Below are 16,405 nucleotides of genomic sequence, written 5' to 3' on the forward strand. Positions count from 1 at the left end.
ATGATGGAAGTCCGCCACGCGCCCGTGGCCCCCACCCGCACTCAGCGACTGGCGTCCGGTGCGGAGATAGAGGCGCACCGGCACGACGACCACCAGATCGTCTACGCGGGCCGGGGCGTGCTGTCCGTCACCACGAACGCCGGCTCCTGGGTCGCTCCGGCGACCCGTGCCATCTGGGTCCCGGCCGGCACCGTCCATGCCCACCAAGCGCACGGCGATCTCGAACTGCACCTGGTAGGACTCCCCGCGTGGGAGAACCCCCTGCGCCTGGACGCCCCCACCGTGCTCGCGGTGGGTCCGCTGCTGCGCGAGCTCATCATCGCCTTCACCCGCACCGAGGGCGCCGACGGCCCGGAGCGGATGCGGCTGCGCGCGGTGCTCCTGGATCAGCTGCGGACCTCGGTGCAGCAGCCCACACATCTGCCCACGCCGAGCAGTCCCCTGCTGCGGGCGGTCTGCGACCTCCTGCAGTCCGACCCGTCGGACAACCGCACCCTCGCCGCACTCGGACGGGAGGTCGGGGCGAGCGACCGCACGCTCTCCCGGCTGTTCAGCAGCGACCTCGGCATGACGTTTCCCCAGTGGCGCACCCAACTGAGGCTTCACCATGCACTGATCCTGCTGGCCGAGAAGACGCCGGTGACCAAGGTCGCGCATCAGTGCGGATGGTCGTCCACCAGCGCCTTCATCGATGTGTTCCGCCGTGCGTTCGGTAGTACCCCGGGTGCGCACTCCCGATGACCCGACCGGCCGAGGCGCTTGAGCCCCGACACCCCCTCGCGGATGCTGCTCGGATCTGCGAAGAGAGGGGTGAGCCGCTCCCGCCTGGTGAGCGGGTGGCCGAGGTTCGGGGCAGGTAGCGGCGGGCAGCGAGGCCGTGCTCGAGCACCCCCGTCGTCGTTGAGGCATCCAGGCCGTTGCCGAGGCGCGGGGCGGACGCACTGGCCGGGCAGGCAAGCGACTCACCCAGTTCGAGGCCACCGGCCGGCACGGCCCCAAGGGACCGGCAGGCCGACGCGTCCGGGGTCTCGCGCCTGGTCGGCGCGGCGCCCGGCAGCTGGGAGGGGAGAAAGCAGTTCGCGCTGCGGCCTGTCCGCGACGGGCCGCAGCAAAAGGGTGTGGCCGGGATCCTCGGTTTCACTGCGGGGCGGTCTCGTCGACTTGGTCGGCCCCGGTGGTGGAGGCTGCGCGCCGGGGGAACCATGCGACCGCCGGACTCGCTGGGACCGGTGCGCGTACGGCTGGAGGTACGCGATGACCGGGACCGCTCCGACGATCCCGAGCCGGCCGGCAGCGTCAGCCGGCAGATGCGAGCCCAGGTGATCCGGGGTTCACCGCGCTTCCGGCCGGGCATCGACGGAGCAGACGGCCTGGGCCGCACGGTGGAGACGTTTCGGCTCGAACCCGGTGACCAAACCCGGCTCGCCACCGACCCGACCCTGCGGCCGACCTGGTACGAGGGCGCCGACGGGGAACAGCGATGGCGCGAGCAGTGCCGGGATGCGCCGGTGCGTCTGTGGACCGTCTGCGAAGCCGACGGCCACCGGCCGTGGCGGTTCACTCGCGAGGTGGCGCCCGGCGAGGCGCGGACGCCCGGCGGTCCCACAGCGGGCGCCTGACCGCACCCCGCCTCGAAGGGGGGCGCGTCCCGCGGGGATGCGCCGGGAACGCGCTGCCGTTGCCGGAGCGGCAGATGTCGGTCGGGAGGCGCGGCGGAGGACGGCGGCCGGCCCCGCTGGGAATCGTGAGCAGGCCCGCGTCAGCTTCGGCTGCGTCGAGTGCTGGGGTGCCGGTCCCTGCGGGCCTTGGTGCGTGGGCCCCTACTGCTGCTTGGCGGGGATCAGCCACAGGACGATGACGGCGGAGACCGCGGCCATGCCGGTGGCGACGAGGAACGCATCGTCGAAACCGGAGGCGTTGTGGGCACCGGTGTGGGTGGCGATGCTCGTGGCGGCGGCACTGGAGACGGCCGCGGCACCGGCCGAAGCGCCGAATTCGTGGAAGGTGCTGACGGTGCCCGAGGCCACACCGGCCTCGTGGGGGGCGACGCCGGCGAGTGCGGTGGCGGAGGCGACGACGAACAGGGCGCCCAGTCCCGCCCCCGCGACGCTCACGCCGGTGACCATCGCGGTGGTTCCGGACCAGAGCACCGGCAGGAGGAAACCGGCGGCCACGACGGCCAGGGAGACCACAGCCAGCAGCCGTGCTCCCAGGCGGCCGATCACGCGGCCGGCGGCTGCGGCGGCGGCCATGGTCAGCAGTGCCACTGGCAGGAACAGTACGCCGGTCATCAGCGGACCCTGCCCCTGGCGGTTCTGAAGGTAGAAGGAGCCCAGGAAGAAGGCCCCCACCATCAGCGCCGTGGTGACGGCCATCACGAAGGTGCCGGCCACCACCGGGCGTCGGCCCAGCAGACGCAGGTCGATGAGCGGTGCCGCCGCATGACGCTGCCAGAGGGCAAAAGCCAGGTAGGCGGCTGCTGACGCGGCGAACAGAGCAACGGTGCCGACGTACAGCCAGCCGTGGTCGCCGGCCTGGATCAGGGCGTAGACGAGGGCCCCGGTTGCAGCGGCGACCAGGACGGCGCCGGGTATGTCGAGGGAGCCGGTGGCCGCGCGGGGCAGGCGGGGCAGGACCCGGGCGAGCGAGAGGAGGACGATCAGGCCGACGGGGACGTTCACGAAGAAGACCCAGGCCCAGCCTGGGCCTGCTGTGATCAGCCCGCCCAGCAGCACGCCGAGCGCGGCACCCCCGCCGCCGAGCGCCGACCAGACACCCAGCGCGCGGTTGCGTTCGTCGCCGTCGAAGAGCCGCACCACCACGGACAGCGCGGCGGGCGAGAGCAGCGCGGCGCCCGCCCCCTGGGCGACGCGTGCGGCGAGCAGCAGCGGGGCGCCGGTGGCGAGTCCGGCAGCCAGGGACGCTGCGGTGAACACGGCGAGCCCGGTCAGGACGACCTGCTTCGGGCCGAACAGGTCTGCGGCCCGGCCGCCGAGCAGCATGAGACTTCCGAACGTGAGGGCGTATCCGCTGACCACCCAGGTCAGTGCCGCGCGGTCCAGGTCCAGCTCGGCACCCATGTCGGGCAGTGCGATCGCGACGACGGTGATGTCGAGGATCAGCATCAACTGGGCCAGCCCCAGCAGGCCCAGGATCGGCCAGCGCAGCGGATGCGGTGCATCCGCTGCGCGTGTCCTGGTGGTGGTTTCCGTGTCGCTCACGACGATCACACCTCATCACTAAGTCGTACAGAGCTGTTCACGTTATACGTCCGCGAGGCATAAGCCAAACAGGGTTGTACGGATTGTTTGGGTAGGGTGGACGCATGGGCAGCAAGAACTCCACGACCGCCAAGCGCGCCGACGCTCTGCGCAGCATCGAGGCCATCGTGCAGGCCGCGGCCCACTGCCTCGGGCAGAACCCGGAGGCGAGCCTGAGCGAGATCGCCCGGGCCGCGGGCGTGGGCCGGGTGACGCTGTACGCGCACTTCGCCTCCCGCGCGGAGGTGGTCGACGCGGCGATGAGCCACGCCATCGCCCGGGGCAACGAGGTGCTGGACACGGTCGACCTGAGCGGTGATCCGCTGCTCGCCCTGGCGCGGTACATCGAGGCCGGCTGGCACCTGGTGGACCAGGCGCGGGCGCTGCTCGCCGCCGCGCAGCGGGAACTTCCCGCGGGACGCATCCTCGAACTGCACGCCGGCCCCGCCGCCCGGGTCGAGGCGCTGGTCGCCCGTGGCCGCGCCGAGGGCGCCTTCCGTACGGACCTGCCGATCCCCTGGATGGTCAATGTCCTGCACGCGGTCATGCACAGCGCGGCAGAGGAGATCCGCGCCGGCCGTCTCGCCCCTGACCGTGCCGCCGACCACATCACTGCCACGGTGCTCGCCGCCTTCACATCCCCGGGCACCCCGGTGCCCGAGGCCGGCAGCGGGGCGTAACGCCGACGGCATGCGTGAGGAGCTCGGCACGAGAGGGAGCGTCAGCCACCGGACGCCGGCGTCCTGGCGGCGGCCGAAGCCGAGCGGTACGGGTAAGTGGGCCTGCTCAGCATGAGGTGCCGCGCACGATGAGTCCGCGGGTCAGTGGTAGGCGTGGACCACGGCGTGGCCCCTGCCGCGGCCGATCATCCACTTGTTCACCGGGGTGGTGATCACGAAGGCGACGGCGAAGCCGCCCAGGATCGCGTACCAGAACAGGCCCTCGTCCAGGTGGGCGTCCATCGCGCCGGGGGTGAGGGCGATGATGGTGTTGTCGACCAGTTCCATGACGGCGATCGAGACGGTGTCGGCAGCCAGGGCGACCTTGATCGCCGCCTTCCGGCTCAGGCCGGCCCTGCGGACGGCGTAGAGGGTGAAGGAGTAGCCGAAGAAGAACGCCAGCGCGATGGCCAGGACCATGGTGGGGGCGTTGTTCCAGGCCAGGGCCGTGCCGATCATCATGCCGAGGATCTCGCCGATGGCGCATCCGGTCAGGCAGTGCAGGGTCGCCTTTGCGGCTGCCGACCAGGTTGCCCCTCCGCCGGCGTGACCGTGACCGGCGTGGTGCGCGTGCACGCCCTGGTGGGCGTGCCCTGCGTGCTCGTGCGCGGACGCGTCCGTGTGATGAGCGGAGTGGTCCATTGCTCTCGCCTCTTCCTCGCCTCGTTCAGTGTGGGCCCGCCGACCCCACACTCCAACCATATACCCCTAGGGGGTATATGGCGAGAGTCTTTTCTCCGGTTGATCTGCTTTCGGTTGATCGACGGTTTCTCCCGGACCGTGGGGTGCGGGAACCAAAGCGCGAGCCGCGTGAAATGGGCGGGCACGGCGCCGACGAAGGGTGTGCGCGGTCCGGCCGCGGAGCCGGGCTGTCCGCAGGTTCTCAGCGGGGGTTGCGCAGGCCCGTCGGGGTGAGCTGGACGAGGAATCGGTGAGAGCGGTCCGGCGAGAGGGACGGGCGGTGCACTCCTCGCGGTATCCGGATGTCTCTTGTGTCGTCACGGGAGTGCTGCCCGTCGGGTGCCGGGGAAAGACGGGTGTGCGGCCGACGGCTGCCCGCCGGCCGCACCGTTGTCTCGGGCGGTCAGTGCTCTGCGGCGAGGCGGCCGGAGTCCTCCGTCCGGCCTCATGTCCGCGCGCACCCACGCCGCGCCGGCATACGGCAACCCCGCCCACTGGGCCGCGGACCTCCCCGCGGCCGCGGGGACCGCCCGGCACAGCCCCGAGCGAATCACCGCTGCCACCGAGGAAGCGTTCCACCTCCGGTTCCTCGCCCAGTGCGCCGCACCTGACGCGCGGATGAGGACCGTCGACAATACGGTGCACCTCGTCGACGTCACCACCGGCTCCGCCGCCACCCCCACCCCGGCGGACGGGCGGTGGCGGGTCCGCGAGAGCGGACCGGTGCGGCTGTGGCAGCGGATCGAGACCGACCGGACCGCCTACGACGACGCACGGCGCCCGGGCCCGGCAACGTTCGCCCGCCGGCACGCGCTGCACCCGCGTACGCCCCGCCTGCCACTCCCCCGCCCCTGACACGACGGCGGCCCCCCTTGTCAGCCCCTTGTCAGCCCCCTTGGGCGACGTCTTATCGGTCGCCCGCCAAGCGGCGGTTGAGCACGTGTCAGCCACAGGGCCGCTCGACCATCCACGTCTCGTGACTGGAGTGGTCACACGGATGACGCTCTGACCGCTTACAGGCCCGCGCCACCGGACAAGGGCTGAGTAGCGCGTCGCGTCCCCCGGCGGGTGGACATGATCGATGATCGAGAACGAACGTCACGGTCTCACACGGTCAGTTCCTGCTCCGCCCAGACGGTCTTGCCGGTCTGCCCGTACCTGCTCCCCCACCGGCGGCAGAGCTGAGCCACCAGAAACAAGCCTCGGCCACCTTCGTCGGTGGTGCGGGCGCGGCGCAGGCGGGGCTGGGTGTTGCTGGGATCGGTGACCTCGCAGTGGAGGGCCTTGTCGTGGATCAGGCGCAGTCCAACGGGGCCGCCCGCGTAACGTACGGCGTTGGTGACGAGTTCGCTCACGATCAATTCGGTGACGAAGGTGTGTTGCTCCAGTCCCCATTCCGCGAGCTTGTCGCGCGCCACTTCTCTCGCCGATGCCACGGCCTGCGGGTCTGCCGGGAACTCCCAGCGGGCGACGGAGGATGCCGATAGCACGGACGTACGGGCGAGCAGGAGGGCTGCGTCGTCACGCAGTGGGTGCGTGCCGACGCCGCTGATGAGGGCTCGCGCCAGAGAAGAGAGATCAGCTTCGGAGTGTCGGAGTTGCGCCAACCGGTCCGCGAGGTCACGGGTGGAGCGGTCGAGGTCGGGGCCGTATCCCTGGAGCAGGCCGTCGGTGTACAGAGCAAGGATGCTGCCGGGCGGCACATCGATGGTGGTGGTCTCGAACGGCAGGCCGTGGACACCCAAGGGTGGTCCGGGCCGCACCGCAACCGGGTCGACGCCACCGTTCGAGGCGGCGAGCAGCGGCGGCGGATGGCCCGCTGCGGCGATGGTGCAACGGCCCTCGACCGGATCGTGCACGGCCACTAGGCAGGTGGCGCCCACCGCGTCTCGCTGTGCCGGCTCCGCCTCGTCGGCCAGGCGGACCACCAGGTCGTCGAGATGGGTCAGCAGTTCGTCAGGCGCCAGCTCCAAGTCCGCCAGTGTCTGCACCGCGGTACGCAGACGTCCCATGCTGGCGGTGGCGTACAGACCGTGCCCGGTCACGTCTCCGACGACGAGGGCGGTCCGCAGCGAGGGAAGGGCGATCGCGTCGAACCAGTCACCACCGATTTCCGCGCCGCCTGCGGCGGGTACGTACGCGCCCGCGGTCTCCATCACTGGGGAGGAGGTGAACTCCTGTGGCAGCAGACGTTTCTGGAGAATCGTGGCGGCACGGTGCTCGCGGGTGTAGCGGCGGGCGTTGTCCACCCCGAGGGCCGAGTGAGCGGCGACCTCGGTCAGCAAGTCGGCGTCCTCTTCGTCGAAGGGCTCAGTGCGGTCCGTACGCCATGCGACCACGACTCCCAGTATCAGGCCGCGCGCCCAGAGAGGGGCGACTGCCATCGAGTGACCGCCATCGGGTACCGCGAGACGGACGTGGGCCGGACCTGGCAGGCCCCGTTCCACGGTCGCACGGTCGACCACCACGGTGTGTCCCTCTTGAAGTGCACGCACCCTGGGCAGGTCGGGGAAGGGCGGGATGGATTCGCCGACCTGGAGCATCTCGGGCGGCCACGGACCATGCGCGATACGCACTGCCGCCCTGCGCAGGCGGAGATCGCCCCCGCCGAAGAACTTCGGCGGTTCGTCTCCCCGGAGGACGGCGTCGGCGAGATCGACCCAGGCGACGTCGGCGAAGCCCGAAACCAATGTCTCGACGATCTCCTGAGCCGTCCTGCTGGTGTCGAGCGTGCCGCCGATTCCCGCTGCCGCCCGGTGACGCAGTTCGCGTCGGCGTTCTGCTTTCCAGTGTTTCGTGGCGTCGGTGAACAGGACCGCTACGCCTGTGGGTCGTCCGCGGGTGTCCTCCGTCCGTACGGCGGAGACGGAGAGTGACCACTCGCCGTACGGAGGCCGCGCGGACCTGACGCGCTGCTCGCGCGCGGCGAGGGGCTCGCCGGTCTCCAGTACGCCCCGCAATGCCGCTTGCATGGATGCGGCATCGGCCGGGTGGATCACATCGGTGAGTCGGCTGCCCACGGGGAGCGGCAGTGCGGCGAACGCGTCGCGTACCAGGTTGGTCCGCACGACTCTGAGATCCGTGTCCCGGAGGATGAATCCGATGCGATCCTGGCTGAGCAGTGCTCGCGCCAGGGCTTCGTCCCATGCGGCCTCGGTTGCCCGCTCGGCGGCGACGGCCTGGAGCAGCCACAACCCGTGGCTGCGCAGTGGATCGGCGCGATAGCACACCGTGATCGCTTCTCCGGAGCCGCACAGCAGCCTGGCTTCGCCACTGTCGGGCAACTTCCCTGGGACAGTGGCACCGGGCTCGTCAAGCAGCCGGAGGATCGAACGGTCCACTACCTCCGCGGCCGGTCGGCCCAGGAGATGTTCCGCGGCGCGGGACCAGCCGATCACCACGCCGCGGTGGTCGACCAGTGCGGCCGCGACCTCCGCCAGCGGGGTACGACTCCCCGCCCTTTTCACGTCCATGGTGGGATCACCGCCTCCCTATGGACCGCTGATCCCATCATGCCGCGATGCCGGATCTCGCGCGTTCCAGCAGAGACGCCGCTGCGATCACGTCGACGGCGGCCCACATCGGGAAGGACCTGACAGACGTAGGCGTGCGCTGTGCCAGCGATGGCGCGGAGGCATTGCGGTGCCCGTCGAGGTCGAGGATGGCGCTGACGGCCATGGTGGGCAGCAGGGCAGCGCTGACGGAGCCGCCGATCCGCTGCACGGTGTTCTTCACGCCGGCGGCGACGCCGGCCTCGCCGAGTCGACGTCGCAGGTGGCCCTCTTCGTCTGGCACAGGTGCGAAGCCGAGACCTATGGTGATCAATGCGGGCAGGAAACGGCTCGTCGCGACCATGTCCGGTCCACTGTCCCCGACGTGCGAGGAAGTCCGCGCCGGCCGACCACTCGTCGTCCCAGGTGACATGGTTCTCCATACGACGGCGTGCACATGCGGGACGAGCGAGCTGATGAGCTGCTGAGTTTCGTGGCTCATCCGCGTCGGTCCGCGATGGCACGCCAACTGTGACGGCGGCCGCACCGGCACAGTCCGGAGCGGTGCAGGGTTGGCCGGCCGTCGGCGCGGACTCTGTCTTCGCAGACGGACGTGCCCAGGGGTCCTCTCCGGTCAGGGAGGCGGGAAACTCGGTGGATGACGCGAGGCGACGCCTGCGAGCCGGCGCCCCCGGCCATGCGCCGGCCGGGGGACGCTGATGCCTGCTTCGGAGGTGGGGCACCCCCCGGTCCGGGACCGCCAGGAAGCCGACGGTTCCGCTTCCCCTACACCGACCGCCGCTCAAGCACGCTCGTCGATGTGGCCACGCCCTCAATGCCACACAGCGCGCGTCCCGCGTTCTCCATCCACGTGTCGATGCTGTGTGCCGAATGCAGGCTGCCGGCCCGACAATTCCGAGCGATCAGCTGCAGCGGCTGACGCTTGGTGATCGCCGATGCTCCCGACGCGTGGAACAGTGACTCGACCGCTGCGCTGCAGGCGTCCCATACGTAGGCGACATCGGTGTGGAACTGCAGGACCTCACGCTCGGAGGGGTCCCGTCCCTCGGTGTCGAGTCGGTCGAGTTCGGCCACCGCGGCGTCGGCCACCAGGCCCGCCGCCCGGATCCGGGCGTGCGCGCGACCGACGGTGAGGTGGGTGATCGGCGCGTCGAGCTGCTTGGCGTACGACGAGTACGGGATGCTCCGTTTTCCGACCCCGCCGAGGAACAGCTCCAGTGCGTGGTCCGCCATGCCGAGCGCGACGCCCGTACCCGTCACGAGCGACCGGGCGAGCCCTCCCCGTCGCGGACCCAGTCCTTGCCCGGTGAGTTCCGCGATACGAGACCCGAGCCGCGCAGGGGTACTGAACCGTTCCTCCGGGACGAAGAGCTCACCGTCCGTGGCGACGGTCTGGCTGCCCGTGGCGGCCATGCCCATCGCGTCCCAGTCGTCGCGAGCGACGAGCGAGTCCTTCGGGACGAGAACCATTCCGACCTTGCTGTCGTCGGTCTCGTCGTAGAAGACGGCGAGGAAGCCGTGCGACGCGTGGACGCTGCCGGTGGCGAACGGCCAGGTACCCTCGACCAGCCATCCGCCGTCGACCTGCCGCGCGGTACCGGACATGCGCCGGCTCGTACCTCCGACCGCGAAGGTGCGGTTGCCGACCCAGGACGACTGGTAGACCGGCGCCATGACGTCGTCGGGGAAGGAGAAGCTCCACAGGTTGCCGCCCGCGGCCGCCCACACCATCCAGCCCGTCGCCCCGCACCCCGCTCCGAGCGCACGGTAGATGTCATGCAGTTCACGTGTGGAGAAGTCCGCGCCGCCGTATCGCCGTGGCGTGGTCAGGGTGAAGACACCCGCCGCGTCCAGACGCTCGACGCTCTCCTGGGGAATGCGGCGCTGTTGCTCAGCAACGGCCTGCTGCCGGCGCAGCCAGGGCTGCATGTCGGCTATGCGGGCGAGGATCTCCTGAGCTTGCGGCAGATCGACGTCCGTCTTGGCAGTCATCGCCATGATTCCTTGACCTCCTCAAGGTCGCTTCGGCCACAGTTCCCGGATCCGGTCTGCAGGCCTGATGTGCTCGAAGCTGGTGTGTCTCTCGCGGCCCTCGGTCCCCGTCTCGTCCCGGCACCCCGGCCTGCGGGGCGTTCGCCCGCAGGCCGGGGTGCCGGGAGGTCACCCAGGTGTGTCGCGTGATCGTCCGGTAGGAGAGGCGCGGGCCTCGATGCCCTGTGGCCGCCGGAGGGCTCAGGACCGGACAGGCCATGTGCCGTCGGCCGACGGCCTGCCGGCGAAGCCGGCGACCTTCTGAAGGCTGGGGTCGGTTCCGTCACGCCGTCCCACCGAGGCGTCGGGGTGATCGTCGAACCACCTGTCCGTGGGGTACCTGTACATCCAGTCGACGAGCAGTCGGCGGCGGGCGATCAGCCACTTGCCGTCCCGCCGCTCGAACCGGTCGAGGTAGCGCGCCCAGAGCTTGACGTACTCACCTTTCCAGTGATGCAGTTCCGAGCCCTGGTGATCGGCGTTCAGGTACGTCTCGACGTGAGCGACGTCAGGTCCGTCGAACTCGATCAGACTGTTGCCGAGGAAGTGCATGGTGCGGACGAACCTCGGCATTTCACCCGTCAGGAACTCGATGAAGCCATCGACGGGGCCCACGTGCAGGCTCTCGGGGAACTGGACCCAAGCGTCCTCGTGGAAGGCACCGCGAACCAGGTCCATGTCCACACGGTCAAGGCCGCGACAGTAACGCAGCAGTACGTCGTGTATCTCCGCTCGCGCGCTGAGTTCCTCGACGTTCATCGGACTCTCCTTGTCATGGTGAGTTGGGGGGCTGTGTGCGGTGAGGGGGTGTGCCGCCGTCATGCCTGCCGAGGCGGCAGAACGGGGAGTTGCAGATAGCTGGGATACTCCGGACCCGTATAGATCGTGTTCTCTGCCCCGTCGTGGTACGACGCGTCGTAGGCGTGCCGGTTGCCGTGGCCGACACCGGTGTACGGCTGGATGTCGAGCCGGATGCGGTGGCCCTTCCGCACGAGCGCCGTGTTCGGGATGATCTCCACTTCCACCGGCACGATCTCGCCCTCACGTAGCGGGGCGTGGTCTGCCCGCAGGTGGGTGTGCTTCGGCCGGAAGTCGGTCGAACGCTCCGTATCCAGCTTGCGATGCGAGACCTTGAGCCATCCCTTGGCCAACGGGTAGAGCCGGGTGGAGACTCCGGGGATCACTGCCGGACCGCAGAAGTCGACTTCACGGTCCTCCTCGTCCAGCACGCGCAGCGATACGAAGAGGTCCATGTCCTCGCTGGTGGACGCCACCCACACCACGAGCTTGCTGTAGCCGGCGAGCACGGTGTCCTCCTCCAGCGGCGCGCTGATGAAGGTGGCACCGGGGCTGCAGGGCGCGGTGGTCATGGTGTGCCGCCCCTCGACGGGCGATGACGCCACGACGGGGGCCGCCGGGTCCACCTCGGCCGAGTAGGTCGTCGACCGCTCGTTCTCAGGGATCGTGCGCGCCAGACGCAGGGTGTTGTCGCAGGGGATGTGCCCCTGAAGGTCGGAGGGCGACGCGTCGAGGTACCACTTGACGTACTCGGTTCGTGCGACCGGCCACTCGTGCTCTTCCTGCACGTAGGAGGCGCCTCGTCCGGTTCGTATCTCCAGGCGTACGGGTGGCTTGTCCATGACCCCGTTGTCGATGCCCTTGAGCCAGTGGTCGAAGAACGCCACATGGTCCTCGACCGCTTCGGCGGAGTAGGACTTCATGAACCAGTCCTCCCAGAAGTCGATCTTCTTGTTCTTCGTGGGAGTGTTCAGGTACGTCTCGCTGCTGCCCAGCTGGTGGAAGTGGGCAGGGTGTGTGGTCACCGCGACTGTCCACAGCGGCACCGATACGCCGCTGAGGTCCGGGTTCATCAGGACCTCGGACCGGGGGCCGAAGACTGCCGAGGGGTCGGAGTCCTTGAAGGGATTGGCCCTGGCCATCGCCAGGAAGTCCTTCGCATCGACCTCGCCGCAGATCGCGGGCGCGATGCCCTTCTGGAACCAGAAGGGGAAGAACTCCTCGTTGAGGATGCCGCCGGTGTAGACGACCTCCTCGTAGAGGTCGGCGTCCGTCCCGATGGCGATCATCGCCTTGAGGTGCGGCGGCCGGAGGCTCGCCACCGCGTGCTGGTTGACCGCGTAGTACGACATGCCCCACAGGCCGACGTTCCCGTTGGACCAGGGCTGCACTCCGGCCCACTCGATCGCGTCGTAGAACGCTTCCGCCTCGTCGATTCCCCAGATACCCAAGGTGCCGGGGCTCTTGCCGGCCCCCGGGCCGTCGACGCGCACGAGGGCATAGCCGCGCGGGATCCAGGTCGCCGTGTTGATGCTCTCGTGGTTCTCGTACTCGTATCCGTCGGGGTTGCCCAGGAAGTACCGCTCCTCCATGCGCTCGTGCTTCTCGGCGTCGTCTTCGCCGCAGATGGAGTAATGGACGAACGCCCTGCCGTAGACACCGCAGTTCATGACGACCGGGACCGGATCGTCGTGGTCCGGACGGTAGACATCGGCGTAGACGAACGAGCCGTTGCGAAGCGGGATCCTGACGTCGCGCTGGCGCCGGATGCCGAGAATGTTGCGGCGGACCTCGTTGCGCGCGGCGGCGGGTGACGTGAGCTTGCGTGGCGTGGCGGCGGTGAAGACCTCCGCCCGGTTCAGGTCGTCGAGCAACTGCGTGACGACCGGGTCGTCGGTGAACGCCTGGATGAGGTCAGCCGGCCCGGGGGCGAGCGTCGTCTGGTTGCGGAAGTCGATGACGCGGTCTCCGACCACCGCGTGGATCTCCGGCGTCAGAGTGATCCCGGTGTCGGGGTTGCCGTCTTGGTCGAGCGTCCGCAGAAAGCGGGCGATGTTCGTCAGGCCCGGGTCGGCGAGTTTGTCGAGGTTCCCGTGGACTCGGGCGACGATGTCGGCGACGGTGAGGCGTTCGGAGCCCCGTGCCGCACCGAGCAGGACGGAGCCCACGGAGAAGGCGACGATCTCGCCGTCCCGGTACTCGAAGGTTCCGTCCTGATCGGTGACACCCGAACAGGTGGGAGTGTCGAACCGCAGGCCGGCGATGGGTCCTGCGAACCTTCCTTTACGCAGCATGGATGTCCGCTTTCGAAGTCGGGGCACCGAAGTCTCTTGTCTCGACCGCTCCACACCCTGCGGGCTGCACGAGGGGCCTCGCCCCGCGCTGAGGCTCAGTGCCAGTGACGGGTGCCGCTGTGGTGCAAGGGCAACTGAACATGGGTGAGTCCTTCCTGAGGTCGCCCCTGGCCAGGGGCAGGACCGCGAAGAGGGTGCTGCTGGAGCAGTCCACGGCATGGCTCGGCCCGTGAGTGCGCGGCGGTCGTTCCGCCGACCTGGACTGGAACTCGATTAGACCGTACATTAACAACCATGTCAGATGTCAATGAACTGTCGGAGACTCCCGTACCTCAAGAGATCGTCGAAGCCACTTTGCGAGCCGCGGAAGAGCGAGGCGTACCCGCGGCGGACCTGACTCTGCGCGACATCGCACGGGAAGCGGGCATCTCCCGCAGCACACTGCTGCGTCGGCTGGGCGGCACCCGGCAGGCCCTGGATGAGGCACTGCGCGCCGCCGGTGTCGAACTGGGGGGACGGAAGCCGGTGAGGGAGCGGGCCATCGAGGCCGCGGCCGCCCTCATCAGCCGACAGGGACTGGCGACGTTGACCTTCGAACGCGTGGCGATGGCGGCCGAGTGCTCTGTGCAGAGCCTCTACGGGACCTTCGGCGGGCGCGACGAACTCATGCACGCTGTGTTCGAGCGCTACAGTCCCATCCTCGACGTCGAAGCGTTCCTCGCCGGGCCGCGCGGCGATCTGGAGGACATGGTCCGCCGGTTCCACCAGCTCCTGGCCGATGCTCTGGAGCGGGAGCCACGCGTTCTGCCCGCTCTTCTGGCGGAGGTCTTCGCCCGTCCCGGAGACGAGAACGTCCAGAGGGTCTTCAACAACGTCACCCCCCGTCTAGTGGCCGGGCTCGGGGCCTGGCTCGCCGAAGAGGTCGCCGCCGGCCGTATCCGTGACCTGCCCCCGCTCCTGCTCACGCAGCGGATGACCAGCCCGATCATCCTGCACTTCCTGCTGCGACCCGTGACGAGCCGGGTGAGCGCGGCCGACCTGCCGACGAGGGACGAAACTCTCGAGACGTTCACCCAGGCCTTTCTCCGAGCCGTCTGCCTGCCCTCACCGGAAGGCGAAGACTGACTCCGCTTGCCGGAGCGAGATCAGCGGTGCAGGTGTCTGCCCGGTGCGGGTCCGGGCAGGCGCCGTCGTGTCCAGCACCGCATCAGGCAACGTTCCTGGGCGGTCTGCGACGATGACTCCATGGACGAAGAAGTCATTCCCGTGCTCCGCGTCGAGGACGCCGCGGCGGCGGTCGCGTGGTACGAGCGACTGGGTTTCGCCAAGCAGTGGGAACACCGCTTCGAACCGGGACTTCCCGCGTTCGTCGAGGTCGCCCGGGGCGGGGTGCGGGTGTTCTTGTCGGAGCACGTAGGCGACGCCCGCCCCGACACGTTGGTCTACCTCCGCGTTTCTGATGTCGAGGCCGTCGCCTGCGAGTTCGGCGTGCAGGCGAAGGACGCTCCGTGGGCGCGTGAGATCGAACTGCGCGACCCTGACGGCAATCGGCTTCGGATCGGCACGCCCACGGAATGACACTCGCCGGCGGCGCGCGGCAGGGAAGCTGTGCGGGTGGCTGAGCGAGTACGTGTCCCTGGGATCGAGGACGACGAAGGCAGACGGCTTCTGCGGGTCATCCGCAGGGGCAGCGGGTCGGTGGTGACCTGGCGGCGTGCGCAGAGATGGTACTGCTGTCCGCGCAGGGCATGCCCGAGGTGAAGATCGTTGATGTCGGTCCGGCCGGTGTCGACGCGGGCGCCGAAGCGGACCGTGCCGGTCGTTGATCCGCCCAACCCGCCGCCGTGGAGATCCCGAACAACTGCGCGAGCTGCCGCATGGGGAGGTTGGTGCGGCAGTACATCGCCACCAGCAGCGCCCGGTCCTCCGGCGTGCCGACCCCAGGTCGCCGCGCACGACGGCCGCCGCACCCGTACACGACGCGGGGAAGTGGTCACGGCTCTGTCCGTGGTCGTCTCGAGCCCGCGGTTCGACGCGGCGGCCTACGTACCGGCCGTGCGCGCGGCCGCCCGCGCCACCTGGCGTCAGCCGGGGTGCCAGGACTGCGGCAAGGCGCTGGGGGCCTGGAGGTCTCGTGTGGGTACCGGGCCGGTGTGGCGGACGTATCCGGTAGGTGTTGCGCCGAGCTGGGTGGCGAGCCAGTTGGCGGTGTCGATGAGTGCCGGCAGGTCGATGCCGGTGCGGATGCCCGTCAGGTGCAGCAGTTGTACGGCGTCTTCGGTGCATACGCCGCCGACGCGGGCCTGGGGGGCCGCGGGGTGGGCACCGGATCCGGCGAGGGAGCAGTCGAGTGTGCCGACGCCGAGGCGGGCGAGTTCGGCGATGCAGGCGATGCCCATGCCGCGGCTGTCGTGGATCTGGACGGTGAGGTTCTGGGCGCCGCCGGCTTGCGGGGCGATGTGCTCGATCATGGTGGTGATCTGCCGTGGGGCTGCGTAGCCGCAGGAGTCCGCGAGGATCCAGTCGTGAATGCCGAGGGTGGTCAGTCGGTCGAGCAGTGGCTGGATGTCCTGGGGGGTGCGGGCGGTGCCGAGGGGTCCGCCGAAGGCGGCGATGACGTAGCTGCCCAGTCGGGTGTCGGTGCCGTCGGCGATGGCCTGCAGATCGTCCAGCAGGGCCAGGGACTGTTCGATGCTGCGGCCGGTGTTCATGAGGGAGAAGTCTTCGTCGGCCGACAGCAGGAACCATGCGGTGTGGGCGCCTGCGTCGATGGCCCGGCGCAGGCCAGTGGCGTTGGCGACACAGGCTTCGAAGCTGACTCCGGCTGGACGCGGGAGCCTTCTGAAGACCTCCTCGGCGTCGGCCAGACCGGGTACGAGGTCGGGGTGGACGAAGGAGGTGACCTCGATGGCGGGAACGCCGACGTCGATGAGCCGCTCGATGAGTTCGATCTTGCAGGCGGTGGGGACGGGGCGAGCCTGGAAGGCCAGGCGGGGTGAGATGTCGCGGATACGCACGGACACCATCGGCTTCTCCGGAAGAAACGGGCCTGCCGTCAGCACGGACAATCCACGGGCTCGGAGCCCGGTGAGTCCTTCTCCGCCACTTGG

At 69.6% G+C, this 16,405-nt stretch carries 14 protein-coding genes and 2 pseudogenes; 7 read left to right on the forward strand and 9 right to left on the reverse strand.

The genetic code is table 11. The features are described 5' to 3' along the window. Both ACFF45_RS08645 and ACFF45_RS08650 read left to right on the forward strand, forming a co-directional pair. The gene (locus tag ACFF45_RS08645) at window positions 1–741 is read left to right on the forward strand and encodes an AraC family transcriptional regulator (RefSeq protein WP_381344150.1); all 741 of its coding nucleotides are present in this window, start codon (window positions 1–3) and stop codon (window positions 739–741) included. 461 nt (window positions 742–1,202) lie between these two features. Continuing rightward, on the forward strand, window positions 1,203–1,619 hold the full coding sequence (locus tag ACFF45_RS08650) for a hypothetical protein (protein ID WP_381344153.1): 417 nt from the start codon (window positions 1,203–1,205) through the stop codon (window positions 1,617–1,619). 201 nt (window positions 1,620–1,820) lie between these two features. Here the strand turns inward: ACFF45_RS08650 and ACFF45_RS08655 are convergent, their stop codons facing one another. Continuing rightward, complete coding sequence (locus ACFF45_RS08655; RefSeq protein WP_381344155.1) at window positions 1,821–3,221, reverse strand: MFS transporter; 1,401 nt, start codon at window positions 3,219–3,221, stop codon at window positions 1,821–1,823. 104 nt (window positions 3,222–3,325) lie between these two features. On the opposite strand from ACFF45_RS08655, the gene ACFF45_RS08660 reads away from it, so the two are divergent. Next, window positions 3,326–3,940, forward strand: a complete 615-nt coding sequence (locus tag ACFF45_RS08660; protein ID WP_381344158.1) for a TetR/AcrR family transcriptional regulator — start codon at window positions 3,326–3,328, stop codon at window positions 3,938–3,940. Between the two features lie 141 nt (window positions 3,941–4,081). Here the strand turns inward: ACFF45_RS08660 and ACFF45_RS08665 are convergent, their stop codons facing one another. Further along, window positions 4,082–4,621 carry a DUF4396 domain-containing protein gene (locus tag ACFF45_RS08665; RefSeq protein WP_381344161.1) on the reverse strand — a complete coding sequence of 180 codons (540 nt, stop codon included), beginning with the start codon at window positions 4,619–4,621 and terminating at the stop codon, window positions 4,082–4,084. 486 nt (window positions 4,622–5,107) lie between these two features. Here ACFF45_RS08665 and ACFF45_RS08670 point away from each other — a divergent pair, with 486 nt between their 5' ends. After that, window positions 5,108–5,515 carry a hypothetical protein gene (locus ACFF45_RS08670; RefSeq protein WP_381344164.1) on the forward strand — a complete coding sequence of 136 codons (408 nt, stop codon included), beginning with the start codon at window positions 5,108–5,110 and terminating at the stop codon, window positions 5,513–5,515. Between the two features lie 251 nt (window positions 5,516–5,766). Here ACFF45_RS08670 and ACFF45_RS08675 read toward each other — a convergent pair whose 3' ends face one another. The 5 genes from ACFF45_RS08675 to ACFF45_RS08695 form a co-directional block, all read right to left on the reverse strand. After that, window positions 5,767–8,133: an ATP-binding SpoIIE family protein phosphatase gene (locus ACFF45_RS08675; RefSeq protein ID WP_381344166.1), complete on the reverse strand. Its 2,367-nt coding sequence runs from the start codon at window positions 8,131–8,133 to the stop codon at window positions 5,767–5,769. Between the two features lie 37 nt (window positions 8,134–8,170). Further along, window positions 8,171–8,515, reverse strand: a complete 345-nt coding sequence (locus ACFF45_RS08680) for a hypothetical protein (RefSeq protein WP_381344168.1) — start codon at window positions 8,513–8,515, stop codon at window positions 8,171–8,173. Window positions 8,516–8,937: 422 nt separating this feature from the next. Next, window positions 8,938–10,164 carry an acyl-CoA dehydrogenase family protein gene (locus ACFF45_RS08685; RefSeq protein ID WP_381344171.1) on the reverse strand — a complete coding sequence of 409 codons (1,227 nt, stop codon included), beginning with the start codon at window positions 10,162–10,164 and terminating at the stop codon, window positions 8,938–8,940. Between the two features lie 240 nt (window positions 10,165–10,404). Beyond that, window positions 10,405–10,962, reverse strand: a complete 558-nt coding sequence (locus tag ACFF45_RS08690; protein WP_381344174.1) for a nuclear transport factor 2 family protein — start codon at window positions 10,960–10,962, stop codon at window positions 10,405–10,407. Window positions 10,963–11,021: 59 nt separating this feature from the next. Beyond that, window positions 11,022–13,295 (reverse strand): CocE/NonD family hydrolase, encoded by a 2,274-nt coding sequence (locus ACFF45_RS08695; RefSeq protein ID WP_381344176.1) that lies wholly within the window; start codon window positions 13,293–13,295, stop codon window positions 11,022–11,024. A gap of 294 nt (window positions 13,296–13,589) precedes the next feature. On the opposite strand from ACFF45_RS08695, the gene ACFF45_RS08700 reads away from it, so the two are divergent. From ACFF45_RS08700 to ACFF45_RS08710, 3 genes and pseudogenes are all read left to right on the forward strand, one after another. Next, a complete protein-coding gene (locus ACFF45_RS08700) occupies window positions 13,590–14,420 on the forward strand; it encodes a TetR/AcrR family transcriptional regulator (RefSeq protein ID WP_381344178.1) in 831 nt (276 codons plus the stop codon). 120 nt (window positions 14,421–14,540) lie between these two features. After that, on the forward strand, window positions 14,541–14,873 hold the full coding sequence (locus ACFF45_RS08705) for a glyoxalase superfamily protein (RefSeq protein WP_381344180.1): 333 nt from the start codon (window positions 14,541–14,543) through the stop codon (window positions 14,871–14,873). Window positions 14,874–14,909: 36 nt separating this feature from the next. Continuing rightward, window positions 14,910–15,070: pseudogene (locus ACFF45_RS08710) on the forward strand (IS630 family transposase); the annotation flags it as partial. Between the two features lie 62 nt (window positions 15,071–15,132). Here the strand turns inward: ACFF45_RS08710 and ACFF45_RS08715 are convergent. Then, window positions 15,133–15,225: pseudogene (locus ACFF45_RS08715) on the reverse strand (transposase family protein); the annotation flags it as partial. Between the two features lie 154 nt (window positions 15,226–15,379). Continuing rightward, entirely contained in the window at window positions 15,380–16,321 is a 942-nt protein-coding gene (locus ACFF45_RS08720) for a hydroxymethylglutaryl-CoA lyase-like TIM-barrel protein (protein WP_381344183.1), read from the reverse strand. Window positions 16,322–16,405 lie beyond the last annotated feature (84 nt).

The organism is Streptomyces cinereospinus, from assembly GCF_042430725.1.
GTDB classification, from domain to species: Bacteria; Actinomycetota; Actinomycetes; order Streptomycetales; family Streptomycetaceae; genus Streptomyces; species Streptomyces cinereospinus.

What these genes read in the sequence shown, in the direction of transcription:
- ACFF45_RS08720 (WP_381344183.1), bottom strand. Translation starts at nt 16,321, where the DNA reads ATGGTGTCCGTGCGTATCCGCGACATCTCACCCCGCCTGGCCTTCCAG.
- ACFF45_RS08645 (WP_381344150.1), top strand. Translation starts at nt 1, where the DNA reads ATGATGGAAGTCCGCCACGCGCCCGTGGCCCCCACCCGCACTCAGCGA.
- ACFF45_RS08705 (WP_381344180.1), top strand. Translation starts at nt 14,541, where the DNA reads ATGGACGAAGAAGTCATTCCCGTGCTCCGCGTCGAGGACGCCGCGGCG.
- ACFF45_RS08680 (WP_381344168.1), bottom strand. Translation starts at nt 8,515, where the DNA reads ATGGTCGCGACGAGCCGTTTCCTGCCCGCATTGATCACCATAGGTCTC.
- ACFF45_RS08700 (WP_381344178.1), top strand. Translation starts at nt 13,590, where the DNA reads ATGTCAGATGTCAATGAACTGTCGGAGACTCCCGTACCTCAAGAGATC.
- ACFF45_RS08695 (WP_381344176.1), bottom strand. Translation starts at nt 13,295, where the DNA reads ATGCTGCGTAAAGGAAGGTTCGCAGGACCCATCGCCGGCCTGCGGTTC.
- ACFF45_RS08675 (WP_381344166.1), bottom strand. Translation starts at nt 8,133, where the DNA reads ATGGACGTGAAAAGGGCGGGGAGTCGTACCCCGCTGGCGGAGGTCGCG.
- ACFF45_RS08650 (WP_381344153.1), top strand. Translation starts at nt 1,203, where the DNA reads ATGCGACCGCCGGACTCGCTGGGACCGGTGCGCGTACGGCTGGAGGTA.
- ACFF45_RS08665 (WP_381344161.1), bottom strand. Translation starts at nt 4,621, where the DNA reads ATGGACCACTCCGCTCATCACACGGACGCGTCCGCGCACGAGCACGCA.
- ACFF45_RS08670 (WP_381344164.1), top strand. Translation starts at nt 5,108, where the DNA reads ATGTCCGCGCGCACCCACGCCGCGCCGGCATACGGCAACCCCGCCCAC.
- ACFF45_RS08660 (WP_381344158.1), top strand. Translation starts at nt 3,326, where the DNA reads ATGGGCAGCAAGAACTCCACGACCGCCAAGCGCGCCGACGCTCTGCGC.
- ACFF45_RS08690 (WP_381344174.1), bottom strand. Translation starts at nt 10,962, where the DNA reads ATGAACGTCGAGGAACTCAGCGCGCGAGCGGAGATACACGACGTACTG.
- ACFF45_RS08685 (WP_381344171.1), bottom strand. Translation starts at nt 10,164, where the DNA reads ATGACTGCCAAGACGGACGTCGATCTGCCGCAAGCTCAGGAGATCCTC.